The sequence below is a fragment of the Microbispora cellulosiformans genome, from assembly GCF_008728085.1.
GTDB classification, from domain to species: domain Bacteria; phylum Actinomycetota; class Actinomycetes; order Streptosporangiales; family Streptosporangiaceae; genus Microbispora; species Microbispora amethystogenes.
This window is the reverse complement of sequence record NZ_VYTZ01000018.1, coordinates 129,669-147,555: the sequence shown is the minus strand read 5'-3', so window position 1 is coordinate 147,555 and position 17,887 is coordinate 129,669. Positions and strand designations below refer to the sequence as shown.

The following is a 17,887-nucleotide window of genomic DNA, read 5'->3' as shown; positions in this document are numbered from 1 at the left end:
ACGGCTCAGGCCTCCAAGATCCCGGCTCCGGGGGCCCGGCGCAGCGACAGCCAGTAGAAGCCGTACCCCGGCAGCGTGAGCAGATAGGGCAGGTCGCCGATCGTGGGGAAGGCGACCCCGCCGCGGCACTCGACCGGGACGACCCCGGCGAAGCGCCGCAGGTCGAGCTCGACCGGCTGGGCGAAGCGCGAGAGGTTGTTGACGCACAGGACCACGTCGTCGCCCTCCTCCCGCAGGAAGGCCAGCACGCTCGGGTTCGGCGACCACAGCTCGGTGTAGGCGCCGGTGCCGAAGATCGGGTGCTCACGCCGGATCTGCAGCATCCGCCGGGTGAAGTGGAGGAGCGACGACTCGCTCTTGATCTGGGCCTCCACGTTGACCGCCTGGTAGCCGTACACCGGGTCCATGACCACGGGCAGGTACAGCCGTCCGGGGTCGGCCTCGGAGAACCCGGCGTTGCGGTCGGGGGTCCACTGCATCGGCGTGCGGACCGCGTCGCGGTCCTCCAGCCAGATGTTGTCGCCCATGCCGATCTCGTCGCCGTAGTACATGACCGGCGAGCCCGGCATGCTGAGCAGCAGCGCCGTGAAGAGCTCGATCTGGTCCCTGTCGTTGTCCAGCAGGGGGGCCAGGCGCCGCCGGATGCCCAGGTACGCGCGCATGCGCGGGTCCTTGGCGTACTCGGCGTGCATGTAGTCACGCTCCTCCTCCGTCACCGTTTCGAGCGTCAGCTCGTCGTGGTTGCGGAGGAAGATGCCCCACTGGGCGCTTTCCGGCAGCTTGGGGGTCCGCGACATGATCTCGGAGATAGGCTCGCGGCTCTGCCGGCGTACGGCCATGAAGATCCGCGGCATCAGCGGGAAATGGAAGGCCATGTGGCACTCGTCGCCGCCCCGGGTGGGGTCGCCGAAGTACTCGACCACGTCCTCGGGCCAGCCGTTGGCCTCGGCCAGCAGCACCCGGTCGGGGTAGATCCGGTCAACCTCGGCGCGGATGCTCTTGAGGTAGGCGTGCGTCTCGGGCAGCCCGGCGCAGGAGGTGCCCTCGCGCTCGAACAGGTACGGCACCGCGTCCAGCCGGAACCCGTCCACGCCGAGGTCGAGCCAGAAGCGGATGACCTCCATCATCGCCGCCTGGACGGCCGGGTTGTCGTAGTTCAGGTCGGGCTGGTGGTGGAAGAACCGGTGCCAGTAGTACTGCTTGCGCACCGGGTCGTACGTCCAGTTCGACTCCTCGGTGCCCACGAAGACGATGGGGACGCCGGAGTACTTGGTCGGGTCGTCCGACCACACGTAGAAGTCGCCGTACGGGCCGTCGGGGTCGGTGCGGGACGCCTGGAACCACGGGTGCTGGTCACTGGTGTGGTTCATGACGAGGTCGGTGATGACCCGCAGGCCCCGCTCGTGGGCCGCCTCGATCAGCTTCACGAAGTCGCCGAGGTCGCCGAACTCCGGAAGGATCTTGAGGTAGTCGGCGATGTCGTATCCGCCGTCCCTGAGCGGGGACTGGTAGAGCGGCAGCAGCCAGAGGCAGTCGACGCCCAGCCAGGAGAGGTAGTCGAGCTTCTCGGTCAGCCCGCGCAGGTCGCCGGTGCCGTCGCCGTTGGAGTCCTTGAAGCCGCGTACGAGCACCTCGTAGAAGACCGCGCGCTTGTACCAGCGGGGGTCCTGCGAGGCGAAGTCGGTGATCTCCGGGAGATCGCCGGACGACCCGGGAACCGGGTCAGGGCAGGGCGCAGCAGCGTTCATCAGGTTCTCGCTTGAGGAAAGAAGGGCGCGTGGTCAGGTCACACCCGAGCTTTTAAGCTCACGCCGTGTTGTTTGGCTGTAGTTGGCCAAAACTACCATCGGCCTAGACCTGACTGGAAAGCCTGACACCCCCCTAACATGCGGTTTTTACCTGCTTACGGGTGATCACGGACGGCGATCACAACCCGTCTTTCCGAACTGTGCGGAGCCGTAACCCCTACGAGGGCGGGCCCCTATTGCGGGGTGGGGACGGCTTTCACGGGGTGGGGACGGCGGCCGCGGGCCGGAGGCTCCAGGGCGGTGTGAGGTCGCCGAGCAGGTCCTCGTAGTCGGCGAGCCACGCTCCGAACGCCACCAGCGCCCGCAGCCAGAACCGCGAGTTCCACGAGCCGAAAGCGGTCAGCGCGTCCGGCCCGGCGGCGACCGCCTCCAGCATCTGGGGCGACATCAGCCCCGGGATTTCCGTGGCTTTGACCAGCATTCGGTGGTTCCACTCGCGGGCGGCCGGGCCGTTCGAGCGCAGCGGCACCCGGCGGTTCGGCAGCAGCGGCGTGTTCGTGGACGGCAGCGCGGCCACCCGGGGGTTGGCGGCCCGCAGGACCTCCCGGTAGAACTTCCCGCCCTCCTTGGCCGCGACCGGCACCGACAGCGCCGCGTCGAAGAACGGCGGGTGCAGGAACGGGAAGACCGGGGTGGCCTCGGGGCCGACGAGGTTGACCGGGGAGCGGGCGATGCCCCGCACGGTGCGGGTGTGGAGCACGCTCAACGGCAGTTCGGCCCGGTGGCCGTGCAACATCGAGGTCGCCCGGGTGAAGGCCGCGCTCACCCGGTCGTCCATCCACGCGGCGGCCTGCTCGCCCAGCACGGGGATGTGGGCGTCGCCGGTCGCCAGCGCCTTCAGCAGCGCCGCGCGGCGGGACGCGCCCGTCCCCGCGCCGACGGCGTCCGCGGTGATCAGGAAGTTCTTCATCAGCGGGCCGCCCGCGAGACCGTCCACCAGTGCCCGCCCCGCCCCGTGCACCTCCCTGGCGAAGGGGGAGTACCAGGCGTGGTGGCTGGTGAGGTACTCCAGGCGGCGGGCCGCCCACAGCGCCTCCTCGGGGTACCTCTCCGGGAACTGCGGGACGATCCGGTGGGGGATGCCCAGCTCACGGGTGATGTAGCGGGCGAAGTCGATGTCGTGGTCCAGGCCGTCGTCGGGGCTGGTGGTCCACGACTCGACGTCCATCTTCCGGGCCATCGCCACGCTGGCCAGCAGCCGCGAGTCGTACCCGCCGCTCACCGGCACCAGCACCCGTTCGTACGGCGCGAGCGCGTCGTGCAGCAAGGTGACCAGGTCGCCGGCCGTCACCCCGCGGTCGACCGGCTCCTCCCGCACCCAGCGCGGCGCGCGCCGGTCGACGCGCAGCGTGCGCTCCCGCCGCGACCAGGTCAGCGCGGTCGCGCCGGGCAGGCGCCGGATCTGGCGGTACGGCGTGTCCTCCAGCAGCGGGTAGGTCAGCCGGAGGATCGCCGCCCACGCGTCCCAGTTCACCTCGTACGGCCGCCGGGCCAGCGCGAGGAGAGGCTCGATGAGCGAGGAGAAGTAGACCGCGTCCCCGTCGGCGAGGTAGTAGACGTCGATCAGGCCCAGCCCGCCGGTGTGCAGGACCACCGTCTCCTGGCCGTCCACCAGCCCCGGGGTCTCGTACGTCTCCGCGACCCGCAGCCACGCGTTCGCGCCCGGCGCGGCCTCCGGCCGCCGGCCCTCCCAGGCGTACGCGGTCGCCTCGGGGCCCGACGCGTACGGCGCCAGGGGGGCGGAGGCGAGCAGCGCGGCCTCGGGTGCGGTGTGCACGGCCTGGACGGCGGGCCCCGACCGTGCCAGCAGGTCCAGCCTGGCCTGCTCGTAGGGCCCGACGGCCCCGCAGACGTACGGCCTGGCCTGGAATCGTGGCCACTCACCCTTGCGCACGGTTTGCCCTCCCTTGAACCGCAGCCGAGTCTACGGACCTCCCGGCCCCGGGGCACCGGAACCCATCCCACCGCGGCCAGGGCCGCCGGCAGGAAGAGCGCCTGCTATTTCGGATGCGGCAATCCGAAATCACAAGTATCGGAGGCCCTGTCCATGCCGTATAGGGTGCGAGCCCGTTCTCGAGGAAGGGCGTGTCGCTTCCCTGTGAAAGTCTGTGCTACCGGGGCCGTCGCAGCCGGGTTCATCGGCATGGCGGTCCTCATTCTCGGCTTCTCGCGTGGATGGTTCATCCAGAGCGGCGGGGATTTCTGTTCCTCTCCCAGCCGGTTGGCTCCGGAACCGGCATCGCGATATCTGCTTTCTCGTGCACCCGGAGGGGGTCAAGGAGAAGGGAAGCGAGTACAGCGGCTGTGACGGCGACGATGAGTACGTCTACGTCGGGCGTAGCTATGTTCTGACCGATGACGGAGCGGACGTCCTCTCCTTCTATCGGGAGGTCTCTTCGCGGGACGGTTGGCGCGCCGTCGATGTGGGGGAAAACTCGTCGACATCGGTTGGGCAGAGGTTGTGCCTGACCAAGGCGATAACGGGCGGTGCGGCTTTCGTCTCCATCAAGTCGCCCGATGCCGCTGGAAACAGAGCAGGCGGCGAATATGACGTGACGGTCTCGGCAGTCCGTGGAGAATGGTCGGCAGACGGGGGTGTGCTGTGCTGAGGTCGTGGTGAACCGCCACCGCGATCTGAGGATTGTGGTCGTACGCCGCCGCTTGTGAGCGGCCGTACAGGAAGGTGCCTCGGGCGTATGTCGTCGGTTGGGACGATGAGGAGGCGGCCGCGATTGCGGGGCTGCGGAATGTGCCTGGCTTTGACGCTGCTCGCCATGCTCGCCGTTCTGGCCGGCTGCTGGTTCTCCCCCTCGATATCTCGGGTGTGGCCCCCGGTCGTCGATGATGTGCGAAGGATCGGCGGCATCGTGGCGGATACGACGTCGGAGTTGTCCTGGGAAGGCCACACCACGGTCACGAACGTCCTGGTCGTTGACACGAGGAACACGGACAGCCGGAAGGCGCTGGAGAAAGTGGTCGCCCTGGCGAAAGGTCGCGGATGGGCGGTCGACTCCCAGGGGATGTCTGATCGGGTATCGATGCGGTCGGACCGGTGGGAGAACACCCGGCTGTCCCTCACCAGGATCGCGTCATACCAGGTGGACGAGTTCGAAGACCCACGTCTGGCAAAAGTGATCAGGAGGCTGTGGAAAAGGCCCGGAAGCGCGGGCCTCGTCATACTCCAACTCGATCGGACCGACAGACCGTGATCCATTTGTTTGCCGAAGACAGACGACCACAAGCAGCAGGTCGTGGACGTGGTCATCCCGGTCGAGGAGTTCCAGCGCTCCGGCCAGCGCCCCGAGAACTGTGAGTGACCTTCATGGAGGCACGGCTCAGCCGGTCCTGCGCTCGGACCGGCCGTCAGATCTGCCACAGGGCGCTGACCGGCACTGCGCGCATGCGTGGGCCGAAGGGGAGGGTCTGCGTGCCGGTATAGAGGACGATCCCCGCCACGAAATCGTCGCCCAGGCGGTCGGCGAGGTGGCGCAGGCCGCGGAAGTCGTCGCCGCGTACGGTCGAGGACGCCTTGACCTCGACGCCGACGACGCGGCCCTGCCGGTTCTCCAGCACCGCGTCGACCTCGACCTTGTCCTTGGTCCGGTAGTGGAAGAGCTCCACCCGCTCGTCCGACCAGGTGAGCTGGCGGGCGAGCTCCATGAGGACGAAGCCCTCCAGCAGCGGCCCGAACTGACCGTCGGGCCGTATAAGACTTCTGGCGTCGGCGCCCAGCAGGTTCGCGGCCACGCCGGAGTCGACGAAGGCCGCCTTGGGGGTGCCGACCGCCCGGCTGCTCAGATTGCGTGACCAGGCCGGGACGCGCTTGATCAGGAAGACCTCTTCGAGAAGGCCGAGATAGCGGTTGACGGTCGCGGTGGACAGCCCCACGGCCGCACCGAGAGAGCTGCCTACGAGCAGCTGTCCCGACCGGGCGGCCACTGACCGCACCAGGGCGCGCATCTCGGCCGTCCGCTCGATCTCCGACAACTGACTGACGTCCCGGGCGATGAGGTCCGAGACGTACGAGTCGAAGAAGCGCTCGCGCCTGCGCGTGTTCTCCCGGGCCACCGCCTCGGGGAAGCCGCCGCGCACGACCCGTTCGGCGTAGTCGGCGCGTGACAGTGTGGACGTGTGACGCAGGTTTTCGCCTTCGGCGAAGACGGCGTCCACGAACCCGTCCGGGGTGCCGTCGATCTCGCCCTGCGAGAACGGCCACAGCTCGATGGTCTCCATGCGCCCTGGCAGCGTGTCGGGAAGCGCCCGCAACCCCAGCACACGGGCGGATCCGGTGAGCAGGAAGCGTCCCGGCCGGGGGTCGCCGTCCACCTGCTCCTTGATGGCCAGCAACAGCTCGGGCACCCGCTGGATCTCGTCGATCACCACGAGGTCGGGAAACGCCACGAAGCCCGCCGGATCCTCCTGCGCCGCCTGTCGTGCGACGAGGGCGTCCAGGTTGCGCCATTCCGCGGTCCTCTCCTTCGCCAGGAGGCGCACGAGGGTGCTCTTGCCGCTCTGGCGGGCGCCGTTGACCAGCACCACACGCGTGTCACTCAGCGCGTCCGCCGCGGGCTTTTCCGCATGCCGAGGGACGACGCGGCCGAGAGGAGTCTGCGAGGCGGTTCTCACCAGCTCAGGATGGCACATGAGGAGGGTCATGTGAAACGTTGGTCGCATGATCGCTGACGAATTGGTCGCGTGGTGTGTGGTCGTCTGGCCGCTTTGGACGTGAGCCGCTGGTCGGAAGTCGCGTGAGCGACTGGTCGCTGACACGGTGGGTGGAGCGGCGAGGTGCCGGGATCGGCGGGGTCGCGCCTCCGGCTGAGAATGATCAGGGGGTTCTGCGAATATTGTGACTTGCGTCCTGATGGCCTACCGCGGAGTCACCCCTTATGAGCGAGCTGAGCGAACCGGCAGCCGGACAGCCTGAGCGGAGCGACCCGGCGGTGCTGCGGCGGGCGCTGGCGGAGGCGGTGGAACAGGCGGCCAACGCGGCGGAGCTCACCCGGCTGATCGGCGACTACCAGCGGCGGCTGGAGGAGGTGGCGCGCGCGGAGGCCGAGGCCGTGACCAAGACGCGCGAGGCCGAGGCGCGGCTGAAGACGGCGGAGCGGCAGAACAGGCAACTCGCCAAGCAACTCGCCGAGCAGCGCTACCAGACCGAGGTCGCCAACTGGAAGCTCGCCTCGCTCCAGGACAGCCGGTGGAGCAAGCTCGGCGACGCGATCCACAGCAAGAACCCCGGCTCGGTGGCCAAGACGCTGAAGACGCCGATCAGGAAGCGCCCGGCGCCCAGGCGCTCGGACTTCAAGCCGGAGATCCCCGTCGTCGAGGAGGCGAAGGCCATCGCGGCCGAGCCCCAGCCGAAGCCCCCGCAGGTCTCCGCGCCGCTCGCCGAGCACTTCGTGGTCCCCAAGGGCCCCACGGCACGGCCGTACATGACGGTCGCCGCGATCGTCGACCGGCAGACCGAGGCGCTGCTGCGGTACGAGTGGCGGCTGGTGACCAACTTCGGCCCGGACAACTGGGAGGCCATGCTCGACCAGCAGCGGCCGCACGTGCTGTTCGTCGAGTCCGTACGGCCCGGCCCGCGGCAGGGGAACGGCGGACGCTGGCTGGAGGCGCTGGCCGGGGAGACGCGGGCGCTGCGCGATCTGGTGGCGGCCTGCCGCAAGCGGGGGATCAAGACGGTCTTCTGGCACTCCGGAGGCGCGGTGTCGCGGGGGGTTCCGGCGGCCGAGCACTTCGAGTGGGTGCTGACCACCACCGAGGCCCGGGCCCGCGAGTGGCGCGCGGCGCTGCGGCACGACCGGGTCGGCGTGCTCCCGCACGCGATCCAGCCCCGGGTGCACAATCCCATCCCCGCCGAGGGCGGCCGTACGGGGGAGATCGTCACCCTCGGCACCGTCACCCCTCCCGCCGACGGATCGGCCGCCTGGAGGCCGCTGGCCGGCCAGGGCGACGACGACACGGCGTACGACGACGTGCTGACGGCCTACCGGCAGCCGGCCCTGGTGATCGCGGGCGCCGACGCCGAGCCGCGGACGATAGGAGAGGTCACGGCCTGCGGCACCCCGGTGCTCCAGGTGCGGGCCGGGGCCAAGGGCGAGGAGATCGTCGCGGCGGCCGAGATGTTCATGGCCGACACCGAGCGGCTGGCCAGGGAGGCGCACCTCGCCTGGCGGGCCGGCGCCGGCGTGACGCCGCTGCTCGACCCGATCCTCGACACGCTCGGCGTGCCCAGCGTGCGGGGCAGCGGCGTGATCACGGCGGTCGCCGCGGTCGCCGGTCAGGCCGAGCTCGACCACCTGCTCGCCCAGGTGGCCCGCCAGATCGACCGGCCCGGCCAGCTCGTGATCGTCGCGGAGGGCCTGGACGCCGGGCTGGTGGACAAGACCGTCCGCCAGGCCTGCCCCGGCCTCGACGTCGTGGTCCGCGTCACCGAGGAGCCGATCACGCGGGGCGCCGCCCTCGACCGCGCGGTCCGGCTGGCCGACGGCGACCACGTGGCGGTGCTCGACCCGAGAGACCTGTACGGCGAGCACTACCTGGCCGACCTCGTCCGGCACTTCGCCTCCACCGACGCCGAGGTGCTCGGGAAGGCGTCCTTCTACGCGCACCTGCCCGCGACCGGGGCCACGCTGCTGCGCCAGCCGGGGGCCGAGCACCGGTTCCTGCCGGAGGTCGCCGGGGGCACCGTCCTGGCCCGCCGCCAGACCCTCACCGACCTCGGCCTCGCCGACGTCTCGGAGGAGTGGGGCGAGGTGCTGATGCGGCAGTGCCGTACGGACGGGGTGCGGGTCTACTCGGCCGACCGCTACTCCTACGTCTGCGTCCGTGACTCGGCGGAGGGCGCGCTGCTCTCCTCGGCGCGCATGGAGGGGTACGTCCCGGCCGAGCCTCTCGCCCTCCTGCTCTGAGCGCCCCCGGCGCCGGCGTTAGGCTGGCCGCGATGACCATCGCGAGCCCCGCAGAACGGAACCACGGGCGCCGGACGCCGCCCGTGGAGGACGGCGAGTGATCGTCAGGGCGCTGGCCGCCGTCCTCGGCTCGCCGCCCGTTCCCCAGGGCTCGTGGGAACGGGAGGCGACGTTCGCCTCGGCGGCGGCGCTGCGGGGGACCGGCGAGCCCCCCGAAGAGACGGCGAAAGAGACGGCGGAGCGGCTGGCCGGACGGCTGCGGGCCGTCCCGGGGGTCGGGCGGGTGGACGTCCGGCCGAACGGCTTCCTCGTCATCGCCGTCACCGAACCGGAGGACGTCCTCGCCGACGTTCCGCCCGCCGAACCCGCACCTCGAGAAGCACTCCTCCCGGCGACGGGCACGGGGCCGTGGCCGGACTTCCCCCGTACGTGGGACAACCCCGGCTTCGCCGTCAGATACGCGTACGCGCGGGCCGAGGCCGTACGGCGCTGGGCGCGTGATCTCGGCGTCGCGACCGGCGCCGGCGTGCGCCCCGGACGGCTGGACGGCCCGTACGACCGGGCGGTGCTGCGGGTCCTCGCGGAGCTGCCGAGCAGGCGGGAGAGCCGCGATCCGGCCTGGCCGGTGTATCTCGAACGACTGGCCGCGGCCTACCACGACGCCTTCGAGCACGCCGCGCCGATTCCCCGGGGCGACGAGGAGCCCTCGGACGTCCACGCCGCGCGGGTGCGGCTGGGCGAGGCGGTGCGCGCGGTGCTCGCCACGGGCCTGCGCGAACTCGGCGTCACCCCGCCCCGTGAAATCTGAGCCCGCAAAATCTGAGCAAAAGCGGAAACCGGCCGGAAACAGTACGCAGGATGACCTGCAGCACAGAATATCTTCCACACGTTGTCTCGCAGGGTGAGCAGCGGGCGCGGGAGAATCGCCGGGTCGGCTAGCCTCGTGCGGGTGAGTCGATTCGCCCACCCAGCCGGCGACCTGCACGCCGCCTCCACGATCGTCGCCGTGACCGCCGGACCGCCCGAGGAGCGTCCGCCGCACACGCCCGCCGACCTCAACACGCTCGAACCGGCCATCTGGCCGCGAACGTCGGGCCGGACCGGCGGAGCCGTCACCATCGGCGGCATCGACGTACGCGACCTGGCGAAGGAGTTCGGCACACCGCTGTACGTCGTCGACGAGGAGGACTTCCGCTCCCGCTGCCGCGAATACCGCTCGGCCTTCCACGACGGCGAGGTCCACTACGCGGCCAAGGCCTTCCTGTGCCGGGAGGTCGCCCGCTGGATCGACCAGGAGGGGCTCGGCCTCGACGTGTGCAGTGCCGGCGAGCTCGCCGTCGCGCTCAGCGTGGGCTTCCCGCCCGCGCGGATCACGTTGCACGGCAACAACAAGTCGCTCGCCGAGCTGGAGAAGGCCGTCCAGACCGGCGTCGGCCACATCGTGGTCGACTCGTTCGAGGAGATCGCCCGCCTCGGCTTCCTCGCCGAGAAGCACGGCGTACGGCCCAAGGTCATGATCCGGGTGACCGTCGGGGTCGAGGCGCACACCCACGAGTTCATCGCGACCGCCCACGACGACCAGAAGTTCGGCCTGTCGCTGAGCGGCGGCGCCGCCGCGGAGGCGGTGCGGCGCATCCTCGCGCTGCCGCAGCTCGAACTGACCGGCCTGCACTCGCACATCGGCTCGCAGATCACCGACGTCGGCGGCTTCGAGGTCGCCGCCCGCCGTCTCGCCACCCTGCTGGTCGAGATCAAGGAGGAGCACGGCGTGGTGCTCCCCGAGCTGGACCTCGGCGGCGGATACGGCATCCCGTACGTCACGGGCGACGAGTCCCTGGACGTCAAGGTCATCGCGGACGGCCTCCGCGAGATCGTCACCAAGGTGTGCGAGTCGGCCGGGCTGCCGGTGCCGCGCCTCACGGTCGAGCCGGGCCGCTCGATCGCGGGCCTTTCCGGTGTGACCCTGTACGAGGCCGGTACCGTCAAGAACGTGGAGGGCCTGCGCACCTACGTGAGCGTCGACGGCGGCATGAGCGACAACGTCCGCACCGCGCTGTACGGCGCGGAGTACACGGCGGTGCTCGCCTCCCGCGAGAGCCAGGCGGGGCCGATGCTGTCGCGCCTGGTCGGCAAGCACTGCGAGAGCGGCGACATGGTCGTGCGCGACCTGTACCTGCCGGGCGACCTGGCCCCGGGCGACCTGATCGCCGTCGCCGGCACCGGCGCCTACTGCCGGTCCCTGGCCAGCAACTACAACTATCTGCCCAAGCCCGCCGTCGTCGCGGTGTCCAACGGCCAGGCGCGAGTGATCATCCGCCGGGAGACCGAGGACGACCTGCTCAGGGGGCAGCTGTGACCAGCCGCCGCCGGCGGTCCGGCGGCGAAGCGAGGAGGGGTCGTGAGTAACGCCAAACCGGCGCTCGGGGTCGCGCTGCTGGGCTGCGGCGTCGTCGGGTCGCAGGTCGTGCGCCTGCTCGGCGAGCAGGCCGACGATCTCGCCGCCCGTGTCGGAGCGCCGCTGAGGCTGGCCGGCGTCGCCGTACGCAGGCTGGGCCGCAAGCGGGACGCCGAGGTCGACCCCGCGCTGCTCACGACCGACGCCGAGGCCCTCGTCACCCGTGACGACGTCGACATCGTCGTCGAGGTGATCGGCGGGATCGAGCCCGCCCGCTCGCTGATCCTCGCCGCCATGGCGCGGGGCAAGTCCGTGGTCAGCGCCAACAAGGCGCTGCTGGCCGAGGACGGCGCGACGATCCACCGGGCCGCCCGGGAGAACGGCGCCGACCTCTACTTCGAGGCGAGCGTGGCCGGGGCCATCCCGCTGCTGCGGCCGCTCCGCGAGTCGATGGCCGGTGACCGGGTGCGCCGCGTGCTGGGCATCGTCAACGGCACGACCAACTACATCCTCGACAAGATGGACTCCACCGGCGCCTCGTTCACCGACGCCCTGGAGGAGGCCCAGGCGCTGGGATACGCCGAGGCGGACCCGACGGCCGACGTCGAGGGCTTCGACGCCGCGGCCAAGGCCGCGATCCTCGCGGGCATCGCCTTCCACAGCCGGGTGACGGCCGCCGACGTCTACCGTGAGGGCATCACGGACATCACCGCGGCCGACGTCGCCTCCGCCAAGGGCATGGGCTACGTCATCAAGCTGCTGGCCATCTGCGCCCGCTCCGACGACGGCCGGTCGGCCGGCGTCCGCGTGCACCCCGCCATGATCCCGAGGTCCCACCCCCTCGCGGGGGTCCGGGAGGCGTACAACGCCGTCTTCGTGGAGGCCGAGTCGGCCGGGCGGCTGATGTTCTACGGCGCGGGCGCGGGCGGCGCGCCGACCGCCAGCGCCGTGCTGGGCGACATCGTCGCGGTGGCGCGCAACCGCCTCGCCGGCACCCGCGGCCCCGAGGAGTCGACGTACGCCGACCTCAAGGTCCACCCGATGGGCGACAGCGTGACCCGCTACCACGTGTCGCTGGACGTGGCGGACAAGCCCGGCGTGCTCGCCCGGGTGGCCGACACCTTCGCCCGGCGCGACGTGTCGATCCAGACGGTGCGGCAGGAGGGGCGGGGCGACGACGCCCGGCTCGTGCTGGTCACCCACCGGGCCAGCGACGCGGCCCTGTCCGGCACGATCGAGGACCTGCGCGAACTGGACATCGTCCGGGCGGTCGCCAGCGTGATGCGCGTGGAGGGCGACGAGGCCCCCTGACCCTCCTTCCTGACGGAGTGACGACTCGATCCGGTAACGGCCTTATGGATCTTCGTGCCGGTGGAAACGGGAGGTCCCTAACCTCGTTGAAGTGATCACTTCATCGGGGGAGAGCGTGGTTACGGGCGAGGCGGCCCGTACGGACGGCGACGGGGCGGCCGGGGCCGCGGCGGGACGGCCCGGACGGCCCGGGCGCTCGCGGTGGACGCCGCTCGTCGCGGGCCTCGTGACCACCGGCGTCGCCGTTTCCGGCGGCACGGCGTCGCTGTCGGGAGACGAGGTGGCGACCTACAGCGCCGCGGTGGCCCGGCCGCTGAGTGGCCTGTGGACGCTCGTTCAGCACGTCGACGGCCACTTCCTGCCCTACTACCTGCTCATCCACCTCTGGTCCCTCCTCGGGGAGGCCGAGTGGTGGCTGCGCCTGCCGTCGGCCCTGGCGGCGGGCGTCGCGGCCGGCTTCCTGGCCGACCTCGGCCGCAGGCTCGCCGGCCCGCGTGCCGGAACGGCGGCCGCCGCGCTGTTCGCGGTGCTGCCGTCGGTGTCCTTCCACGGGGCGAACGCCCGGCCGTACGCCTTCGCGGCCGCGGCGGCCGTCGTCTCGGCCTGGGCGCTGCACCGGGTGGCGGACGCGCCCACCTGGGGCCGGGCGGGCGCGTACGCGGCCGCGGTGGCCCTGCTCGGCTGCACGCACCTGTTCTCGGTCCTGGTGCTCCCGGCGCAGTTCCTGGCCGCCCTGCTGGCGCTGCCCCTCCGTACGGTGTCGGCCAGGGTCGTCCCCGCGATGGCCGCGGGGTGCGTCCCCGTCGCGATCCTCGGGCTGGTGGGATGGGGTGAGCGCGCCGCGATCAGCTGGATCGAGCCGCACGGGCCCGAGGTGCTGCTGAAGGTGCCCAAGCACGTCGCGGGCTCCGATCTCGCCGGGCCGGTGTTGTTCGCCCTCGCCGTGGCGGGGGTGGTGATCCTGCTGCGCGCGTCCGTCCCCTGGGGAGTGCTCATCGGCGGCTGGCTCGTCCTCCCGCCGCTGCTGCTGCTCGCGGTCGACGCGCTGGTGACCCCCGCCTACGTGGACCGCTACGTGTTCGTCGCCGCGCCCGCGCTGGCGCTGGCGGGCGGCGTGGCCCTCGCCTCCGTCCGCCCGTCTTCCGCCCGCACCACCGCGCTGGTGGCCGTGCCGTCCGTCCTGGCCGTCACGGTGCTGGGGCTGCCCGCGCAGGCCGACTACCGGCGGCGGAACGGCCACTACGAGGACTTCCCCGGAGCGGTGGACGTGATCAGGGCGCAGGAGCGCCCCGGCGACGCCATCGTGTACGGCCAGAGCAGGCTGCGCACCGGATTCGGCTACTACGGCCGCGACGGGCTCCCGGACGACGTGCTCTTCGCAGGGCGCGGCCCGGCCTTCGAGTACGCGGAGAAACCCGGCCTCGCGGACGCCCTGGCCGGGCGCCGCCGGGTCTGGGTCGTCTGGCGGGGGACCAAACAGGCCGGCCTGGAGGGGACGAGGATCCGGCGGGTGGCGGCCGTGCGCGCGACGGGATTCCGGCTGTCCACCGCCTGGCACTCCGCCGAACTGCCCGGTCTGACCGTCGCGCTGTTCGAACGCGGGCGGGGCGGAAAATGACCACCTCGGCGATACCCGATCGCCGAGGTGACGGCAAAGTGATTGCCCGATGCAAGTAAAGTCTTCCCCTATGCGACTTACGGTGAAGAGACTCGTACCGGCCTGTCTCGTCGCCGCGGCGTCGGTCGCGGGGCTCCAGCAGGCCCCCGCCGGGGCGGCCGGCGTTCCCTCCTCGGGGCAGGCGGCCGCGCACGCCGCCCGGCATGCGACCGCCCCCGCTCACGGCACGCGGCAGGCGGCCAGGAGCGGGGTGCCCATCGTGGCGCTCACGTTCGACGACGGGACGGCCGACCACCTGGCCGTGGCGAAGATGCTGAGCAAGCGCGGCCTCAAGGGCACCTTCTACGTCAACAGCGCGCGCCTCGGCACTTCCCGCAGATATCTGAGCGTGCCGGCCCTACGCGCCATCGCGCGGGCCGGCCACGAGATCGGCGGCCACACCCTTCGTCATCCGCACCTGTCGGACGAGTCCGAGTCCGTGCAGCAGAGCGAGATCTGCGACGACAGGCGGGCGCTGCTGAAGCTGGGCTTCGCCGCTCGCTCGTTCGCCTATCCCTTCGGCGACTACGACGAGACCACCAAGCAGCTCGCCATGCGGTGCGGCTACACCACCGCACGCGGCATCAACGGCCTCTACCGGCCCGACAGCTGCCAGTCGTGCCCGATCGCCGAGAAGCTGCCGCCAGTGGACCTCGCCGCCGTGCGTGCCACCAGCCAGACCCGCCTGCCGCGTACGGCCCGCACACTGGAGGGCTTCGTCACCCGGGCCCAGCAGGAGGGCGCCCCGGGGCTGGTCACCTTCGTCTTCCACGAGATCAAGAACAACCCGAGGGACCAGTACGCGACGGCGCCGAAGGAGTTCGCGGCCTTCATCGACTGGGTGGCGCGGCAGCGGAAGGCGGGGAAGATCCAGGTGAGGGCGCTGGGCGACCTCGTCGGCGGAAAGGTCTGGCCGGTCCCCGACGACATGTGAGAGACGGTCCGGGGCCTCAAAGTCACAGGTTCTTACCAGTTTCTGATGATATAAGTCCACAAACCTCGTAAAGAGACGAGCGGGAGGGACACGTGACGGTCGCGACGGAGCTGTGCTCGCCGTACGGCTTCACCAGGAGTCCCACCCAGGAGACCGCCACACTGTCCTGGAGCGGTGAGAGCTGGATGGCGGGAGACCGCCCGCTGCCCGGCTCGCCGCGACCCGCCGACGTCGAGGAACTCCGGCCGCTGCGCGGGCTGACGGTCGAGTGGCCCGCGCGGCCCGTCGCCGGAGCGTTCGAGCCGGTGGCCGCGCTCGCCGCCGCGGGAGTGCCGCTGACCTGCCCGGACCCGCCCCCATGGGTGCGCGAGGCCGATCCGGTCCTCGCCCGGCTCGCCGCGGCCTGGACGCCCGAGTCCGGCGACGGTACCCCGGCGTCGGTCGCCGACCTGCGCCGGGAGGAGCACAGCGTGCGCCTCCGCAGGCACGCACTGCGCGCCCGGGGAGTCGCCGCGAACCCGGCGCCGGTCACCGTCGTCATGGCCACGCGGCGGCCGCAGTACGTCGGCGACGCGCTGCGGCAGATGGCCCGCCAGCGCGGGGTGGACTTCGAGGTGGTCGTCGCGCTGCACGGCTTCCCCGCGGCGCGGGTTCGGCAGGCGGTCGAGGAGTTCCCGCGTCCCGTCACCGTGGTCGAGGCCGCCGAGCGGGCGCCGCTCGGAACGGTCCTCAACGAGGCGGCCGCGCGAGCGTCCACCGGCATCGTCACCAAGTGGGACGACGACGACTGGTACGGCCCCGAGCACCTGTCGGACCTGCTGCTGGCCATGACCTACTCGGGCGCCGACCTGGTCGGGACCGCTCCCGAGTTCTTCTACCTCCAGCCTCTGGACGCCACGATCCGCCGCACCGACTACAGCAGCGAGGTGTGGACCGACCACGTCGCGGGAGGCACGATCCTGCTCGGCCGCGACCTGCTGGAGGAGGTCGGCGGCTTCGGGCCGCAGGACCGGGGAGAGGACGCCCACCTGCGGCGCGCCGTCGAGGAGGCGGGCGGGCGGATCTACCGCACGCACGGCCTCGGCTACGTCCTGCGGCGGTCCCTCAGCGCCGACCACACCTGGAACCTTCCCCTTGCCCACTTCCTGCGAGTCGCGACGAACCAATGGCGCGGTTTTCGCCCGAGTCTGCTTCTGGACACGCCATGACGCCACGCATCAGGGGAAACGACTACACCGTTCTGGAGCCGCCCGCGCTCGGATCGGCGTGGACGCCGAGTCTGCGGGCGAGCGTCGTCATCCCGGCGTACGGAGCCCAGGAGAAGCTCGACCTCACGCTCGCCGGGCTGGCCGCCCAGACGTACCCGGCCGACCTGCTCGAAGTGATCGTCGTCGACAACGGCAGCGACCCGCCGCTGCGCCTGCCGGAGATCCGGCCGCGCGGCACGCGGCTGCTGGTGTGCGAGGCGCCCGGCCGGGCCAGGGCGCGCAACGCCGGCCTGGCCGCCGCGACGGGGGACGTCATCCACTGGATGGACTCCGACGTCGTGCCGGAGCGTGCGGAGGTGGAGGCCCACATGCGCTGGCACCACCTCGCGCCCTATCTGTCGGTCACCTCCTATCTGCGCTTCAGCACCGCGGCGCTGCCCGCTCCCGAGGAGGTCGCGGGCACGGACGATCTGGCCACGCTGTTCGAGCCCGCCGAGCCGCACGCCTGGATCGAGGACCTGGTCGAGCGGTCGCAGGGGCTGACCCGCTCGCCGCGGCCGTTCAGCATCCACATCGGCGGCGCGTCGTCGGCGAACGTCAGGCTGTTCGAGCGGGCCGGGGCGATGGACCCCGAGATGATCCTCGGCCAGGACACCGAGATGGGCTACCGGCTGGCGCAGGCGGGGGCGGTCTTCATCCCCGACCCCCAGGCCAGGGCGTACCACCTCGGGCCGTCCATGCGCATGCGCGACAGCGAGCGGATCAGCCGGGTCAGCCACGCCCTGGTGACCGACCGCGTCCCCGGCTACCGGTGGCTGCGCACCCATCCCTCCCGGCAGTGGAAGATCCCGCAGGTCGAGGTCGTCGTCGACGCGACGGCGGGGTCGTACGACGAGGTCCGCGCGACCGTGGACGGCGTGCTGGCCGGCACCGTGACCGACCTCGCCGTCGTCCTGACCGGCCCGTGGGACGAACTCGCGCCCGAACAGCGCGCCCCGCTCAGGGACCCGCGCCTGGATCTGGTGCTGCTGCGCGCGCACTACGCGCACGAGGGCCGCGTACGGCTGGCCACGACGCCGCCCGACACCACGTCGCCGTACCGCCTGCGCGTCCCGCCGGGCTGGTCGCCGGGCGAGGACACCCTCGGCCGGCTGCTCGAAGTGCTGCGCGGGCGGGAGCGCGGGCTGGTCAGCGTGCTCCTGGCCGAGGACGCCAAGGGGATTGTCGCCGCCCGCCTGGAGCGCACCGAGGCCTTCGCCCGCGCCGCCCTGATCGCGGCCGAGGGCGAGAACGCCGACGACCTCGTGGACGAGATGTTCGGCACCTACTGGGCCGACGGCGAGACGCTCGGCTTCCGGGCCTTCGGCGAGGCCGCGCCCTACCTGAACCCCCGCGCGGCCTACCGGGCGCGGGTGTCGGCGCAGGCCGAGGTCGAGCGGCTCACCAATGAGGTCGAGCGACTGCGCGGCCAGGTCGCCAAGTGGCGCGACGAGGCGGGGCGGTGGCGCAAGTCGGCCGTCGAGTTCCGCCGGGAGATCGGCGCCCTGCGCAAGCAGATCTCCGCGCTGCGCCGCACCCAGGGGCAGAGCCAGAGCCAGGGCCTGCGCGGCATCGCCCGGGGCCTCACCCGGCCCTTCACCTTCAAGAAGTCCTGACC

13 protein-coding genes are annotated in these 17,887 nt (G+C 71.7%); 10 read left to right on the top strand and 3 right to left on the bottom strand.

The genetic code is table 11. The features are described 5' to 3' along the window. Nucleotides 1-5 precede the first annotated feature (5 nt). Both treS and F5972_RS33280 read right to left on the bottom strand, forming a co-directional pair. Complete coding sequence (treS, locus tag F5972_RS33285; protein WP_150939490.1) at nucleotides 6-1,748, bottom strand: maltose alpha-D-glucosyltransferase; 1,743 nt, start codon at nucleotides 1,746-1,748, stop codon at nucleotides 6-8. A gap of 256 nt (nucleotides 1,749-2,004) precedes the next feature. Further along, nucleotides 2,005-3,702, bottom strand: a complete 1,698-nt coding sequence (locus tag F5972_RS33280) for an asparagine synthetase B family protein (RefSeq protein ID WP_150939487.1) — start codon at nucleotides 3,700-3,702, stop codon at nucleotides 2,005-2,007. A 277-nt stretch (nucleotides 3,703-3,979) separates the two neighbouring features. Here F5972_RS33280 and F5972_RS33275 point away from each other — a divergent pair, with 277 nt between their 5' ends. After that, entirely contained in the window at nucleotides 3,980-4,417 is a 438-nt protein-coding gene (locus tag F5972_RS33275) for a hypothetical protein (protein ID WP_150939485.1), read from the top strand. A 150-nt stretch (nucleotides 4,418-4,567) separates the two neighbouring features. After that, a complete protein-coding gene (locus tag F5972_RS33270) occupies nucleotides 4,568-5,017 on the top strand; it encodes a hypothetical protein (RefSeq protein ID WP_150939483.1) in 450 nt (149 codons plus the stop codon). Nucleotides 5,018-5,171: 154 nt separating this feature from the next. Here F5972_RS33270 and F5972_RS33265 read toward each other — a convergent pair whose 3' ends face one another. Then, the gene (locus tag F5972_RS33265) at nucleotides 5,172-6,434 is read right to left on the bottom strand and encodes an ATP-binding protein (protein WP_225312119.1); all 1,263 of its coding nucleotides are present in this window, start codon (nucleotides 6,432-6,434) and stop codon (nucleotides 5,172-5,174) included. Between the two features lie 263 nt (nucleotides 6,435-6,697). Here F5972_RS33265 and F5972_RS33260 point away from each other — a divergent pair, with 263 nt between their 5' ends. From F5972_RS33260 to F5972_RS33225, 8 genes are all read left to right on the top strand, one after another. Continuing rightward, complete coding sequence (locus F5972_RS33260) at nucleotides 6,698-8,725, top strand: glycosyltransferase family A protein (protein ID WP_150939479.1); 2,028 nt, start codon at nucleotides 6,698-6,700, stop codon at nucleotides 8,723-8,725. 97 nt (nucleotides 8,726-8,822) lie between these two features. Then, nucleotides 8,823-9,533, top strand: a complete 711-nt coding sequence (locus F5972_RS33255; protein WP_150939477.1) for a DALR anticodon-binding domain-containing protein — start codon at nucleotides 8,823-8,825, stop codon at nucleotides 9,531-9,533. Nucleotides 9,534-9,674: 141 nt separating this feature from the next. Continuing rightward, nucleotides 9,675-11,081, top strand: a complete 1,407-nt coding sequence (lysA, locus tag F5972_RS33250; protein ID WP_191910435.1) for a diaminopimelate decarboxylase — start codon at nucleotides 9,675-9,677, stop codon at nucleotides 11,079-11,081. Between the two features lie 42 nt (nucleotides 11,082-11,123). Then, entirely contained in the window at nucleotides 11,124-12,431 is a 1,308-nt protein-coding gene (locus tag F5972_RS33245; RefSeq protein ID WP_150939475.1) for a homoserine dehydrogenase, read from the top strand. 91 nt (nucleotides 12,432-12,522) lie between these two features. Further along, nucleotides 12,523-14,049: a glycosyltransferase family 39 protein gene (locus F5972_RS33240; protein WP_225312118.1), complete on the top strand. Its 1,527-nt coding sequence runs from the start codon at nucleotides 12,523-12,525 to the stop codon at nucleotides 14,047-14,049. Between the two features lie 82 nt (nucleotides 14,050-14,131). After that, nucleotides 14,132-15,022 carry a polysaccharide deacetylase family protein gene (locus F5972_RS33235; RefSeq protein WP_150939473.1) on the top strand — a complete coding sequence of 297 codons (891 nt, stop codon included), beginning with the start codon at nucleotides 14,132-14,134 and terminating at the stop codon, nucleotides 15,020-15,022. Between the two features lie 92 nt (nucleotides 15,023-15,114). Continuing rightward, entirely contained in the window at nucleotides 15,115-16,230 is a 1,116-nt protein-coding gene (locus F5972_RS33230; protein WP_225312117.1) for a glycosyltransferase family 2 protein, read from the top strand. Further along, nucleotides 16,227-17,885 carry a glycosyltransferase family 2 protein gene (locus F5972_RS33225; protein WP_150939471.1) on the top strand — a complete coding sequence of 553 codons (1,659 nt, stop codon included), beginning with the start codon at nucleotides 16,227-16,229 and terminating at the stop codon, nucleotides 17,883-17,885. Before F5972_RS33230 ends, F5972_RS33225 begins: the two co-directional genes overlap by 4 nt. Nucleotides 17,886-17,887 lie beyond the last annotated feature (2 nt).